Here is a 13,620-nt window from a genome sequence, read left to right as displayed (position 1 = left end):
TTGCCAACTGGCTCCCCCTCTCCCTTTTCGGAGAGGGGGTCGGGGGGTGAGGCGCACCGTTGAACGAAGCATGAGTTCCTCGTTCTCTATTCCCCCGGCGAGTATGTGCGCTTGGCCTGCCGGCGGATATCCTCGGGGTAGAAGGGTATGTCCTTGAACTTCTCCTCCACGTACAGGCCGGCTTGGTCGGTGAAGTGGGGCGAGTCGGGGTGGCCGCTGACGCCGCCGGCCAGCACCGAGCGGGCCTTCACGCGGGGGCCGAACTCGACTACGGCAATGAAGCTATTGCCTACGTCGCCGTAGCGCTTGTGGGTGCCAGTCCGGGCGCGGGAACCGAAGGCGGCCAACGAGCCCCAGGCCGAAGAGGTGAAGGCCACCGGCAGACTTGGCTTCTTGTCATCGTACACCTCATCAATGCGGCCCGTGAGGCGCTGGAACCGGTTGATGTCGCCCCAGGGCTGCCGCCAGTTGCCGAACAGCTGGGTCAGCTCATCGAGGGTTTCCTGAAGGGCATTCACCTGTTCAGGGGCCGTGGTAGCTTTCACGGCGAACCGGATGAGGGCCAGTTGGTCGAGGGGCTGGCCGGGCTGGGCGCGGGGGCGGGCCATTCGCAGTAGCCGCTCGGCCCAGTAGGTGGCCAGGGTCTGGGCTACCGAACTGGTGGCGTAGTTGTGGTCCCAGGCTCGCAGCAGAGTCATGGCCTCCCGGATGTCGCCCCGGGGCGGGTCGGTGCCGTCGGCCACGGTCTGGTAGGCCTCGCTCAGGGCGGGCAGCAGGTCGTCGAAGGCGGTCAGATGCGGGTTTTTGGCGGCGGCAATCAGCGTGTCGAGCGTGAAGACGGGCTTGCCGCCCAGCACCCGCACCGCGTTCAGGCCGCGGTAGTTTTCGGCGTCGGGAGCCATGTAGGCGGGGTAGCGGCCGGGGGAGGGGCTGCTGGTGGGGCCGGCCACCGTGTAGGGCGTGGAGTTGCAGTTCTGAATCCAGCCGCTGGCCGGGTTCTTCACCTGCACAATGTCCTCGACGGGGTGCAGGCCCTGCCACTCGGTTTTTGGGTTGGCCCCGTCCACCGGCTGGCTCCAGTCGAACTGCGGGTCGCGGCGGGGCATGAAGTTGCCGTGCCAGTAGGCAATCGTGCCTTTGCTGTCGGCAAACACGGTGTTGTTGGAGGCGTTGCCGTTGAGCTTCATCACCTCCCGGAAACTGGCGTAATCAGTGGCTTTGGTGCGCAGATACGACTGCTCCAAAGCCGCCAGTGGCGTATCCATCATGCGTACCGTCAGCCACTGTCCGTCGGCCTGCTGCCCCACTACCGGGCCGTGGTGGGTGCGGTAGGTCTTGAACTCCCGGCGCTTGATGGTGCCGTCAGTGGCGCGGTAGGCAACACTAACGGGCACCTGCTGCACGGGCCGCCGCTCGGAGCCGTAGCGGTACATGAACTGCCCGTTGGCCTGCGGTTCCACGGTTTCGAGGTACTCGTCCATCGAGTCGGCGTAGCTGGAGGTGTGCATCCAGCCGCAGTGCTCATTGAAGCCCTGGTAGATGAAAAACTGCCCCCACGTAACTGCCCCGTAGGCGTTCAGGCCAGCCTGGCTGGTCATCTGCACCTCGGGCCGGAAGTAAAACGAAGTGTGCGGGTTGATGAGCAGCAGCGCGTGGCCGCTGGCGCTTTTGGCCGGCGCCACCGCGAAGCCGTTGGAGCCCAGCGAGGCGCGGTCCACCAGGTCTTCTTTTTCCAACAGAGGCGGCTGCCAGCCGGTGCCGGGGGCTACCTGCCGGCTATAAAACGTCTTCAGGCGCTCCAGTGGCACCACGCTGATGTTGCCCCCGATGCTGCCCTCCGAGAACAGCAGCGGCATCCAAGGCTGAAAGCGGCGCAAAACTCGGGGCTTGGTCTGGGGGTGGGTAGCGAGGTAATAGTTGGTGCCGGCCGCGAAGGCGTCGAGCAGTTGCCGCATCCAGGGCGGGCTCTGCTTATACAGCGTAATGGCCTGGGTACTGTCCATGAACAGGCGGGCCCGCAGGTCGTGATAAACCGCACTTTCGCCCTCCGCTTCAGCCAGCCGGCCCAACGCGTCGAGGTAGTTGGCCTCCACCCGTGGGAAATCGTCCTCGCACTGGGCATACAGCAGACCGAACACGGCATCGGCGTCGGTTTTGCCGCTTACGTGGGGCACGCCCCAGTTGTCGCGGCTGATGGTGACCTGCCGGGCCTGCCGTTGCCAGCGGGCCAGCTCGGCGGGTTGGAACGCCTGGGCTTGGGCCGCGCCAGCCCCGAGTGCCAGGGCGAAGAGTGAAGGGAGAAAACGCATAGTGCAAGGTAAGCAAGCCGACTTTTATTCGCATTTATTGGTTGGCAACTGGCGGTGGGCTTTCGTTGTGGGCACTAGCCGCCAGGCGAACCCCTACTTCCACCGGCCGTAGAACAAGGATTTTCCGCTAAACTCTACTATATGCTCGGAGACTTTACGACCGTGCTGCATACCTACTGGGAGCAATTTCTCTACATGCTGCCCCGCCTAGTCATCGCCGCCCTCGTGATGGGTGGCGTGTGGGTAGGAGCTAGCCGGCTACGAACCTGGCTGGCGGCCAAGCTCAGCGCCCACTCCGACGACCCGCTGCTGACTGACTTCCTTACCCAGGTGGGGCGTTGGGTGCTGGTGCTCACTGGGCTGGTCATAGCACTCAACATTCTGGGGTTTTCGGGCGTGGTGGGCGGTATTCTGGGCGCGGCGGGCTTGTCGGCCTTCGTGGTGGGCTTCGCCTTCAAGGACATTGCCGAAAACTTCCTGGCCGGTATTATCCTGGCCTTCAACCGGCCCTTTGGGGTCAACGACACGGTGAAAATCCAGGAAATGTTCGGCCAGATTACCAAGCTCAACCTGCGCACCACCGAAATGGGCACCTTCGACGGCCGCGACATCTCTATTCCCAACGCCATTGTACTCAAGGAACCACTCATCAACTACACCCGCGACGGCTTCATCCGCCAGGATTTTGTAGTAGGCGTCGACTATGACGACGATGTGGCCGCTGCTATTGCCCTGATTCTGGAGCAGGTGCGCAAAGAACCCGAGGTGCTGACCGCGCGGGAGCCTTTCGCCGTGGTCGATGAACTGGCCGCCAGCACTGTCAACCTGAAAGTATTTTTCTGGACTGACACCGACGATTACCGCCGGGCCACCCTAGAGTTACGCAGCCGGGTGATGAACCGGGTAAAAGTGGCGCTCATGGCCGGTGGCTACGCGCTGCCGCCCGATATTCTGGAGCTGCGCCTGCCCACCAAAATGCCGGCTGTGCCCATCCAAGTGGCTATAGCCGAACCCGGCACCCTCGCCGACCCGCCCGAAGACCCCAAGAAGCTGGCTAAACTGGCCGCCAAACAGGGCCCTAGCCTAGGCCCGAGCTAACCAGATACTTTAACTCAACCAATTATGGAGCAAATTTTCTTTACCAATTGGGCCAGCCTGGGCCGCATCGCTGTGGTTGGGGTAATGGTTTATGTGGGCCTGATTCTGCTGCTGCGGACTTCGGGCAGGGCGGCTACGTCGCGGCGACGGTTGGGGCCGCGGGGTGGGCGGGGTTGATTAGGGTCGGGAGCCGGGTAAGTGCCCAGCGCGGCCAGCAGCTGTAAAAACCGCTGCACATCGAGCGTGCCGTAGCGCAATTCCACGGTGGCCTGGGCCTTGGCCAGATGGATGCCGGCCAGCGTTGCGCTGGCCTGGATCTGGCCGGTTCCGCCCGTATTGGTGCGGAATGTGAAAGCCGGAATCCGGAAGTCGGAGCCATCTTTATCGATGCGCAGTGCTACCTGCTCCAAGCCACTGTGGCCGGGCAGCTGCAACCGCTCGATGGTGGCGTCGATCTGGCCGTCGGCGTCGAGCAGGATTTCGCGCAGGGTGGGGTCGGTGGCCCGCTGGCCCGGCTGGCGGCGGGGGGGGCGCGTAATCCGGGCCAGGAGTTGCTGGTAGTCGAGAGCGGGGAAGTGGGCTTTCAGCCGCAGTTGTACCGGCGGCAGGGCCGTAGTATCGGTACGCCAGGAGGCCGCCCCGCTTATCTGCCCGCTCCAGGCCCGTACCCGCAGGTTTTTCAGCGCCACCCGGTGGCCATCGTTCTGCACGGTGGCGGCCAGGTCGCGGAGCGTATCGGCGCCCACCACCAGCCGGCTGCAGCGTAGCCCTACATTGAGCAGCAGGCCTTCAGGTAGCAGGTTCATCATATCGGCCACCTGCATTGGGCCCTCGCGAGCTGGTGGGCGCGGCCGGCCCCGGTCAGGGTGCGTGCCGGTGCGGCGCGGTGCGGCCAGCAGGCGGCGCAACTCGGATAGCCGCAGCTCATCAACCGCAAACTCGCCGCTGATGCGGGTGCTGGGGTGCTGCCCGCTGGCGTAGGCCAGCAGGTTGGTGGTGGTGGCATTGGCTTGCAGCTGCATGCCATTGAGGCGGCCGCTCAGGTTTTCGAGCCGCCATAGGCTGTCGCGTAGCCCCACCCGCACGTTCAGGTCGCGCATTTCGGCTTGGCGGCTGGGGATGTCGAAAAAGGCATGCTCCAAGCGCACCGTGCCCCGCACGGCCACCGGCAACCGCATTGGCCGGCCCGCCGCCGGGCCACGGGCCTGCGCTGCCCGGCGGCTGAAATCGGGCAGCCAGCCATCAAGCTCCAAGTCGAGGGCTACCTGGCCGCTGCGGGCCCGCCACAGTTCGGGCACTACCACAATGGCCACGGTTTGCAGCTCAGTGCGGCCCGTAATATGGCCCTGCAGCCGGGGCCGGGTAAAGTCACGGACCGTCAGGCGGGCGTCGAGCTGGCCGGCAGTGGAGTAGAGGCGGCACTGCTCGAAGGTGAGGTACGTAGTGCGCGAGGCGTGGGCCGGGCCGTTGTCGAACGCCCCGCGGGCATCCCAGCGGCGGATGCGGTAGTCCGAATCGGGCCACCGGACCTGGGCATCACGCAGGGCGAAGCGCAGCACTGTGCGCGGCCGCACCGTGGGCCCGCTCAGCCCCCGGATGGTGTATTCGATCTGGGCGTGGCTGGGACTTTGGGCGCCTTCCAGGTAACGGTCGAGGCCGGCCGGCAGGGCCACCCGCAGCACTTCGAGCAGGGGCTGGTTGCCAGCGAAGCGCAGGTTGAGGTGGGTGCCGCGGGGTTCGCGGAGCCCCGCCCCGCGGTGGGTGCCGCTCACGCGTACCGTATCGCCGTTGAGCGTGGCCAGTGTGCGCCGGAACGTGCCCTGCCGCCGCTGAAAGTCGTAGCCGTAGCGCACCCGCGCCACCATAACTTTGCGGGCGAAAATCAGGCTGCGGCTGCTGCGCAGGTATTCCAGCTCGCCCGTCAGGAGCCCGCGCACCTGGGCCTGCCCGTCGCGCACGCGCACCACCAGCCCGCCCCGCGTTACGTGGGCCGCGAAGCCGCTGTTGTGCAGCTCATTCCGGTCCGATACTCGCAGGTTGTAAATCAGCAGCGAGTCGAGGTCGAAATCGGGCGGCGATTTGGGCCGGGCCAGCCGGGGGCCGCGGCCGCGCAGGCCCCAGTCGTGGCCCGCCGAGTCGGTGAGCTGGCGGAACTCGGCATCGCGCAGGGTCAGGCGCTCGATTTCAAGCAGGCCGTGCCAGAGCGGACGCAGGGCCAGCCGCAAATCGGCCCGGCCCACGCGCAGCACCTGCACCGAGCGCCCAAACGAGGTATCGGTGAGCTGCACGTGCTGCACGGAAGCCGTTAGGTGGGGGAAATCGTGCCAGAGCGAGAAATCGATTTGCAGCGGCCCCAGCACCAGGTCGGAGCGTTCGGATAGCCGCGCCCGCAGCCGTTTTTCGAGCTGCTGCCGGCCCCACTCCGAGCCCGCTACCCACAAACCCGCACCTACCACCAGCAACACGCCCAGCACGCAGCCGGCCAGGAGCTTGAGGAGGGTGGAGAATTTCATGGGCGGCGGGGAAAACCAGTAGGCACGGGTAGAACTGCTTACGCGAAAGCCACGGCCGGCGCTGCCGCTCGCCGCGCCCCGAAGTTAGTAATCGACCCGGCTTTCGTGCTCCTGCCAAGCCCGGAAGCCGGCCTGGGCCTCAACGCGCAGCAACTCGCGCAGGGGCAGCTGGCGCTGGTCGAGGGGCTTGGCCAACTCCTCATAAATGAACTGGTCGTCGAAGCCGATGGCGGCCGCATCCTGCTTGGTGTTGCCGTAGAACACGCGCCGGGGCCGGGCCCAGTAAATGGCGCCCAGGCACATGGGGCAGGGCTCGCAACTGGTGTACAGGTCGCAGTCGGTGAGCTGGAAGGTGCCCAGCACGGCGCAGGCCTTGCGGATGGCATCGACCTCGGCGTGGCAGGTGGGGTCGTGGGTGCTGGTAACCTGGTTGAAGCCGCGGGCGATGATCTGGCCATCCTTCACCACCACGGCCCCAAACGGACCACCGTGGCCAGCCTGCATTTTTTCAATGGACAGGCGAATGGCTTCGCGCATGAAATCGGGGTTGGGAGCTTCCATGGGGTAAGCGTAAAAGAAATCGTAGAAGAAAATAAGAAAATTTTGGCCTTCCGGCAGCCTGCAAAAACCCGGAACAGGGCGCAAAATACGGCTTCGCCCACTGGGGTAGGAGGGGGGCGCTATTAAAATAAGGTTGTACTACGCTAAACAGCTGGTAACCTGAATCCCACAAACCGGTTCATTACTACCAATTCACTTCTCACTCTTACCCAGTTTCTCATGTTACGAACCTTTACTTACGCTACGCTCAGCCTATTGCTGAGTCTGCTGCTGCGGCCTTTCGGGGCCCAGGCCGACCACCTCCGGTCCCACCTGCTGCTCGGGGCCCAGCTAAGCGGCGCCCAGGAAGTACCCGCCGTAGCCACCAGTGCCCGGGGCACGGCCAGCTTCACGCTCAACGCAGGCAAAGACACGCTCTTCATCGCCGGCTCGTTTACCGGCCTGAGCGGTGCCATCACGATGGCTCACGTGCATAACGGCTTCGAGGGCGTCGCCGGACCGGTCGTCACGAACCTGTTCTCGATGATCAGGGGCAACCAGATCAATGGCTTCCTGACCGGGGCCGACATCTCGCCGGACAAGCTCGACCGGTACTTGCGAGGGGCTTACTATATCAACATCCACACCGCCCTTAATCCTGGCGGCGAAATTCGCGGCCAGATCAAGCTCGAAAAAGATGAGGAGTACGTTGGCGTGCTCACCGGCGACCAGCAAGTACCGGCCGTCACGACTAACGCCATCGGGCTGGGCACCTTCAACTTAGCCCAGCAGCAGAATAAGCTGAAGTTTCGGGTGGTATTCTCGGGCCTGAGTGGTCCGGTAACCGTCACGCACTTCCACACCGGAGCCTTCGGTGCTACCGGGCCGGTTATCGTCGACCTGATGCCCTTCCTGAATGGCAACGTAATTGAGGGCGAAATCACACCTTCCGCCGCCTTCCTCACGGCGCTGGCTGCCGGCCAGATCTACATCAACGTGCACACCGCTGCCAACCCCAACGGGGAAATCCGCAGCCAGCTCGACCGTGAAGCCCGCTACCTCAGCCACGATGCCCGGCTGGATGCCTCGCAGATGGTTCCCGCTACCGCTTCCACGGGCAAAGGCGTTTCTTTTCTCGAATTGAATACAACGCTCGATTCCCTGAGAATTTTCGTGACCCACACTGGGCTGAGCGGTGCGCCCACTTCGCTTCAGCTATTTGCGGCCGATGCCGGACAGCCTAATAGTGCCAACCTACAGATTGCCGGCGTAAATTTGGTGGGTGCTCCGGCCGCTTTCAGTGTGCTATTTACCCGGGCCTCCGGACTGAGCTTGCCGCTAGTGAATCTGTTCCTGCGCGGTGGGGTGAATATGGTCCTCACGACGGCCGCCAACCCCAACGGCGAAGTCCGGGGGCAGGTATACCGGCTGGCCCGCGAGGGTTACACCTTCGTGCTCAGTGGCAAGCAGGAGCGGCCCAACCCGGTCGCCAGCACTGGCTACGGCGCGGGCTATGTGTCGATGGACCGCGACCAGTCGAACGTGCACCTGAACATGACCTGGGGCGGGCTCTCGGGTCCGGCCACTATGGGCCACTTCCACACGGGCCTGAGCAGCCAGAGCGGTCCGGTAGTGTTCAACCTGATGCCGTTCTTTAACGCCACCACCCCGCCCAGCGGGGCCGATGCTTATTGGAACCCCACCAACGATGCGCCCAACGCCACCAACCCCTTCACGGCCCGCCGCGCCCTGCAATTCCGTCGCGACAGCATGTACGTGAACCTGCACACGGCTGCCAACCCCGGCGGCGAAATCCGGGGCCAGGTACTGCGCGGTGCCAAGAGTTTGAGCGTGCTGCTGGCCGCTCAGCCCGCCGCCCTGGTCGCCGAAACCTTCGCCGCCACGCCAAACCCCTTCCGCGAAACGCTGGCCGTCCGCTTCGATGCTCGCACGGCCGGTACCGGCACGTTGCGCGTAACCGACGTGCTGGGCCGCCAGGTACTCACACGCCCCCTAACCGTGCGCCCCGGTGCCAACACCGCCGAAGTCCGCATCCCGGGCGCTCCGGGCGTGTATCTGTTACTGCTTGAAGTGAACGGCTCCCGCATCGTAAGCCGCCTGACCAAGGAATAGGTAGCTCGTAAGCGGCTGAGGGAAAGGAGGTAGGCTCGCTACCCGGCCGGCTGCCAAAATAATGTGTGGCGGGTCTGCAACCTTCCCTAGGTCCGGCCGCCTCTTATTCGTGTAGACACTTAGAACCGTTCCGTCGAAATCTGTGAATAACGTTTATTCAGGCTTTGGCCCGATAGTTGTTTTAATCGATTTTGAAAGAATAGTTTTTTAGGTGTTTTGGTTGTGGAAAAGGGCTCCGGCATTGTCGGAGTCTTTTTTATTTTACAGCAAATCAGTTGTTTACGCGTGGTCGTTGCGCACTTCCACCGAATGATATACAGGCCCAATAAAGCGGAGCGTATCATGAAGCGGCCTTGCTGCCTCACGATACGCTCGCTTTATTGGGCCTGTAGCCGCAGGTAGGTTCCTTAAATGACTACCCGTAGCTCGTAGCCGGTGCCGGGAGCAGCTTCGCGGAACGCGCCTACCCGGCTCGGGCCGTAGCCGAGGTTTATTTTCACCCACTCATCGAGTACAGGGAGCATCGCAATGATTTCCTGGCGCTGAGCGGCCAGGTCGTCGCGCAGGTTCTGCAGCTTATTGGCGGCCTCGTCGAGGGGTTCGGGGAAGCTGCCGGGTGCCGGGCGTTGCTCAAGCATGGGCGCCGCAGGGTCGGGCGGGCCCTGCGTGAGGGTCGTAGCGGCTATTTCGGCCTGGGCCATGTCTTTTTCGGACTCCAGGTAGGCCTGCACTTTTTCTTCGAGTGGTTTGAGTTCGGGAGCGAGGTAGTCGAGGTTGCTGGCCATAAAATGAAAGCGAAAAAGGTAAGGAAGGAGCCTGTCAGAACGCAGGATACCCCCCGAAGGATGCACAGGTTACGTTTTGGACGGTGCCGGGGGGCGGTTGCGCTGGCATTTTTCGCCGCAATACTTTACCTCGTCCCAGCTGTTGCGCCACTTCTTGCGGTACTCGAAGGGCCGCCCGCAGGTCAGGCAGATTTTGGTGGGCAGCTGGCCCTTTTTGTAAGTCAAAGCAGGAGATATGAAGGGTGAAAACGGTTCAACGCAAAAGCCGGGGGCTGGGTCGAAAGGTAACTTGCGCGGCCCGCTCGGGAACAGGACGCCACGGCTTTTCTTCGTTGGCTTTGAGTAAGGCGTATCTTTGCTCCATGTCAACCCCCGATACCGCCGCCCCCGACCCACTGGGGCAAGCCCTGCTGGCCTACGAACAGGGCCAGCTGAGTGCCATACTGGCCGTGCACAGCTCTGTTACCGATGAGGAAGAGCTGCCGGCCGCCTACTTTTTTCGTTCGCTCTGGGAGATGCCCGACATGGAGCGCACTGCCCTGGACGAGTGCCGGGGCCGCGTCCTCGACCTGGGGGCCGGGGCCGGCTGCCACGCCTTGGAACTGCAGCAGCGCGGTTTTTCGGTAAAGGCCATGGATATTTCGCCGGGCGCGGTGCAGGTAATGCAGCAGCGCGGCGTGCGCGAAGTAGCCTGCCACGACCTGTTCGACCCCGCGCTGGCCCAGGGCGAGCGGTTCGATACGCTGCTCATGCTCATGAACGGCATCGGCCTGACGGGGACGCTCGGCGGGCTGGAGCGGTTCCTGCACCATGCCAAAGGCCTGCTCAACCCCGGCGGCCAGATTCTGGCCACGTCTTCCGACATCAGTTACCTCTATGAGGACGAAGACGGCGCGCTGGTTTTCAACCTCAACGGGCCTTACTACGGCGAGGTCACTTATACCATGCAGTACGCCCAGTTGCAAGGGCCCGAATTTCCCTGGATTTTCGCCGACCCCAGCCTACTGCAGGACGCCGCCATGACGGCCGGTTACGAGGTCGAATTTCTGGAAGAGGACGACCAGCAGCAGTATCTCGTTCGTCTTACGTTGATTTAGGCTGTCAGCTAACAGCTAACAAAACACCATTTTATGTCTGCTTTCGAGAGAACCTACACGGCCCGCTGGGCCGATATGGACCCCAACGGCCACATGCGCCATTCGGCCTACACCGATTACGCCGCCCAGCACCGCATCGAGTTGCTGGCTGCCGGCGGCTTCACGTTGGGCTACTTTGCCAAAGCCGGCCTGGGGCCCATTCTTTTCCGCGAGGATACCCGCTTCCTGAAGGAGTTTCACATCAACGAAATCGTGCGCGTGACGGGCGAGCTGGCGGGCCTGAGCCCCGATGGGGCCCGTTGGAACATCGTGCACACGCTCTACAAGCCCGATGGCCGGGTGGCGGCCACCGTTAGCGTGGAGGGGGCCTGGCTCGATTTGCGCACCCGCAAGCTCACTACCCCACCATCCGAAATTATGGACCTTATGGGCCAACTGCCGCACCACGAGTCGTACCAGGAGTTGGTCGTGAAGGTAAAAGCCGAGCAGGGGTAAAACCACCGTCATCCCAACCAAGAAAGGGTTCATCCTGCAGCTACTCCACCGTGGGGGCAGTTGCGGATAGGCCCTTTTTGATTGGGATGGTAACTGGGGCGATGCAGGGGCTACTTTTCCTGCTTGCTTTCGGCTCCTACCTTCGCCGCAATTCGCTCTACCTGTTTCTGGTGGTGCAGCACGTGGTCGAGCATGAAATCGAGGGTTTGATGGATGGTGAGCATGCCGGAGCGGGGGTGCTTGAAGATGGCCCGGCTTAGCAGGTTGCCCGGATATTCGTTGAGCAGGTGTTCGAGGTGGCGTCGGGTAGCCTCCCACTGGGCCTTTAGCTCGGGCAATGGCGGTAATTCTGTTGGCGTAAGCTGTTCGAGGTACTTGGGTACTTTGAAGCGGGTGAAGGGCAGCCGCAGCGCCAGCCGCAGTAGCCGCGACTTCAGGAAGGCCTTGAAGCCCGAATGTTGGAGCTTTTCGGCTTCGTGCAGCTTCTTTTCCATGTACTGCCCGATGCCCGTTTCCGAGACCAGCAAGTGCTGCACCACCTGGGCGGCCGACCACTGCCCGGGCCCCGGCGATTGGGTGGCCCGTTCGCCGAGTGCCTCCACGCTGGCGAGCAGGTGAGTGGTGGCGCGTTCGAGGTGTTCGAGGCGAAGGTGCAGGCGGTTATTCATGGGGAGGGGAGCTGGGAAGAAGGTGGTAGCTTTGGGAAAAGGTACGCAAAATATGCCGCCACGCTCCCGTTTACGTTACTTCTATGTCTGCCGAAACGCCCGTTTACCCGTTCCGCGCCTACCAGCGCCCGGAAGTGTCCGAAGCTGAACTGCTACGCCGTAGCGAGGCCTTCTACCAGCATCTGGCGCAGCGCCGCTCGGTGCGCGACTTCTCCAATCGGCACGTGCCGCGGGCCGTTATCGAGCACCTGATTCTGGCGGCCGGCACCGCGCCCAGCGGCGCCCACAAGCAGCCCTGGACGTTCTGCGTCGTGCAGAACCCCGACCTCAAGCGCCAGATTCGGGTGGCCGCCGAACAGGAAGAGAAGGAAAGCTATGGCCACCGCATGCCTCCCGAGTGGCTCGAAGATCTGGCGCCCCTCGGTACCGACTGGCAGAAGCCCTTCCTCGAAACCGTACCCTGGCTTATCATCGTTTTTCGCCGCATTTATGAGCCCCGCCCCGACGGCAGCCCGCGCAACAACTACTACGTGAACGAGTCGGTGGGCCTGGCGGCGGGGTTGCTGCTGGCCGCCATCCACGAGGCTGGCCTCGTGGCTCTCACCCACACACCCAGCCCCATGAATTTCCTTACCAAGCTCCTCGACCGCCCCAAAAACGAGCGGCCCTTTCTGCTCATCCCCGTCGGCTACCCCGCCCCCGACGCCCAGGTGCCCGATATCGAGCGCAAGCCGTTGGCTGATATCAGCGCGTGGTACTAAATCATAGATGTTGCAGATAAAATGGATAACGCAGATTCGAGCTGCGAATCGCTCAACAACACTACATTAACGCCAACAAAAAAGCCCGCTTCGAGCGGGCTTTTTTGTTGGCTGCACGGACCTTAAAGCATCTGCGCAATCAAATTTATCTGCATCATCCAGGATTAACCCTTCACGTAGAGCACTTCCTTCACTGCTTTCACCGTGCGCGCCACGTTGGGCAGCGAGGCTTCGATGAGGGTAGGGGCGTAGGGCAGGGGCACGTCCATGCAGGTGATGCGGAGCACGGGGGCGTCGAGGTAGTCGAAGGCGCGACGCTGCACCATGTAGGCCAACTCCGAGCTGATGCTGGCCAGGGGCCAGGCTTCTTCTACCACCACCATGCGGTTGGTTTTCTTTACCGACTCAATCAGGGTGTCGTAGTCGATGGGGCGCACCGAGCGCAGGTCGATTACCTCGGCCTTGATGCCGTCCTTGGCCAGCTCATCGGCAGCTTCGAGGGCCACTTTCATCATTTTACCGAAGCTCACGAGGGTCACCGCGTCACCTTCGCGCACCACGTTGGCTTTGCCAATCGGGATGAGGTACTCCTCCTCGGGCACTTCGCCCTTGTCGCCGTACATCAGCTCCGACTCCATGAAAATCACCGGGTCGGGGTCGCGGATGGCGCTTTTCAGCAGGCCTTTGGCATCGTAGGGCGTCGAGGGCACCACTACTTTGAGGCCGGGGCAGTTGGCAAACCAGTTCTCGAAGTTCTGGGAGTGCTGGCTCGACAGCATGCCGGCGTTGCCGGTGGGGCCGCGAAACACGATGGGGCAGGAATACTGCCCGCCCGACATAGAGTAGATTTTGGCGGCCGAGTTAATCACCTGGTCGATGGCTACCAACGAGAAGTTGAAGGTCATGAACTCGATGATTGGCAGCAGGCCGTTGATAGCTGCGCCCACCCCGATGCCGGCAAAGCCCAGCTCGGCAATCGGCGTATCAATCACGCGCTCCGGCCCGAATTCGTCGAGCATGCCCTGGCTTACTTTGTAGGCGCCGTTGTACTCGGCCACTTCTTCACCCATGAGGAACACGCGCTCATCGCGGCGCATTTCCTCATTCATGGCTTCACGCAGGGCTTCCCGGAATTGGATGGTCCGCATAATCGGTAGAAAATCGAAAGGTTCGGTTCAGGAAAAAGCCGGCGCAAAGCCGGCGCGTAAAGCTACAACGAGC

At 62.7% G+C, this 13,620-nt stretch carries 12 protein-coding genes; 5 read left to right on the top strand and 7 right to left on the bottom strand.

Annotation, left to right across the window (positions count from 1 at the left end; genetic code table 11):
- Positions 1-86: 86 nt before the first annotated feature.
- The gene (locus tag CDA63_RS13700) at positions 87-2,309 is read right to left on the bottom strand and encodes a penicillin acylase family protein (protein ID WP_088465026.1); all 2,223 of its coding nucleotides are present in this window, start codon (positions 2,307-2,309) and stop codon (positions 87-89) included.
- Positions 2,310-2,450: 141 nt separating this feature from the next.
- Between CDA63_RS13700 and CDA63_RS13695 the strand changes: the two genes are divergently transcribed.
- Complete coding sequence (locus CDA63_RS13695; RefSeq protein ID WP_088465025.1) at positions 2,451-3,407, top strand: mechanosensitive ion channel family protein; 957 nt, start codon at positions 2,451-2,453, stop codon at positions 3,405-3,407.
- Positions 3,408-3,496: 89 nt separating this feature from the next.
- Here the strand turns inward: CDA63_RS13695 and CDA63_RS13690 are convergent, their stop codons facing one another.
- Complete coding sequence (locus CDA63_RS13690; protein ID WP_088465024.1) at positions 3,497-5,920, bottom strand: AsmA family protein; 2,424 nt, start codon at positions 5,918-5,920, stop codon at positions 3,497-3,499.
- A gap of 84 nt (positions 5,921-6,004) precedes the next feature.
- Positions 6,005-6,481, bottom strand: coding sequence for a nucleoside deaminase (locus tag CDA63_RS13685; RefSeq protein WP_088465023.1), 477 nt, complete (start codon positions 6,479-6,481; stop codon positions 6,005-6,007).
- A gap of 219 nt (positions 6,482-6,700) precedes the next feature.
- Between CDA63_RS13685 and CDA63_RS13680 the strand changes: the two genes are divergently transcribed.
- Positions 6,701-8,593 (top strand): CHRD domain-containing protein, encoded by a 1,893-nt coding sequence (locus CDA63_RS13680; protein WP_088465022.1) that lies wholly within the window; start codon positions 6,701-6,703, stop codon positions 8,591-8,593.
- Positions 8,594-9,000: 407 nt separating this feature from the next.
- Here the strand turns inward: CDA63_RS13680 and CDA63_RS13675 are convergent, their stop codons facing one another.
- Both CDA63_RS13675 and CDA63_RS13670 read right to left on the bottom strand, forming a co-directional pair.
- Positions 9,001-9,378, bottom strand: a complete 378-nt coding sequence (locus tag CDA63_RS13675) for a hypothetical protein (protein ID WP_088465021.1) — start codon at positions 9,376-9,378, stop codon at positions 9,001-9,003.
- A 69-nt stretch (positions 9,379-9,447) separates the two neighbouring features.
- Entirely contained in the window at positions 9,448-9,603 is a 156-nt protein-coding gene (locus CDA63_RS13670) for a DUF2256 domain-containing protein (protein ID WP_088465020.1), read from the bottom strand.
- Positions 9,604-9,740: 137 nt separating this feature from the next.
- Here CDA63_RS13670 and CDA63_RS13665 point away from each other — a divergent pair, with 137 nt between their 5' ends.
- Together CDA63_RS13665 and CDA63_RS13660 are read left to right on the top strand one after the other, a co-directional pair.
- On the top strand, positions 9,741-10,475 hold the full coding sequence (locus tag CDA63_RS13665; RefSeq protein WP_088465019.1) for a class I SAM-dependent methyltransferase: 735 nt from the start codon (positions 9,741-9,743) through the stop codon (positions 10,473-10,475).
- Positions 10,476-10,508: 33 nt separating this feature from the next.
- Complete coding sequence (locus tag CDA63_RS13660) at positions 10,509-10,970, top strand: acyl-CoA thioesterase (RefSeq protein WP_088465018.1); 462 nt, start codon at positions 10,509-10,511, stop codon at positions 10,968-10,970.
- 110 nt (positions 10,971-11,080) lie between these two features.
- Here the strand turns inward: CDA63_RS13660 and CDA63_RS13655 are convergent, their stop codons facing one another.
- Positions 11,081-11,638: a DinB family protein gene (locus tag CDA63_RS13655; RefSeq protein ID WP_088465017.1), complete on the bottom strand. Its 558-nt coding sequence runs from the start codon at positions 11,636-11,638 to the stop codon at positions 11,081-11,083.
- Between the two features lie 83 nt (positions 11,639-11,721).
- Between CDA63_RS13655 and CDA63_RS13650 the strand changes: the two genes are divergently transcribed.
- Complete coding sequence (locus CDA63_RS13650; protein WP_088465016.1) at positions 11,722-12,399, top strand: nitroreductase family protein; 678 nt, start codon at positions 11,722-11,724, stop codon at positions 12,397-12,399.
- 164 nt (positions 12,400-12,563) lie between these two features.
- Here CDA63_RS13650 and CDA63_RS13645 read toward each other — a convergent pair whose 3' ends face one another.
- Positions 12,564-13,547, bottom strand: coding sequence for a pyruvate dehydrogenase complex E1 component subunit beta (locus CDA63_RS13645; protein WP_088465015.1), 984 nt, complete (start codon positions 13,545-13,547; stop codon positions 12,564-12,566).
- Between the last annotated feature and the right edge of the window lie 73 nt (positions 13,548-13,620).

The organism is Hymenobacter amundsenii (assembly GCF_002204745.1).
GTDB lineage: Bacteria > Bacteroidota > Bacteroidia > Cytophagales > Hymenobacteraceae > Hymenobacter > Hymenobacter amundsenii.
Note: the sequence above shows the minus strand (reverse complement) of the source record. Positions and strands in the feature narration are given on the sequence as shown.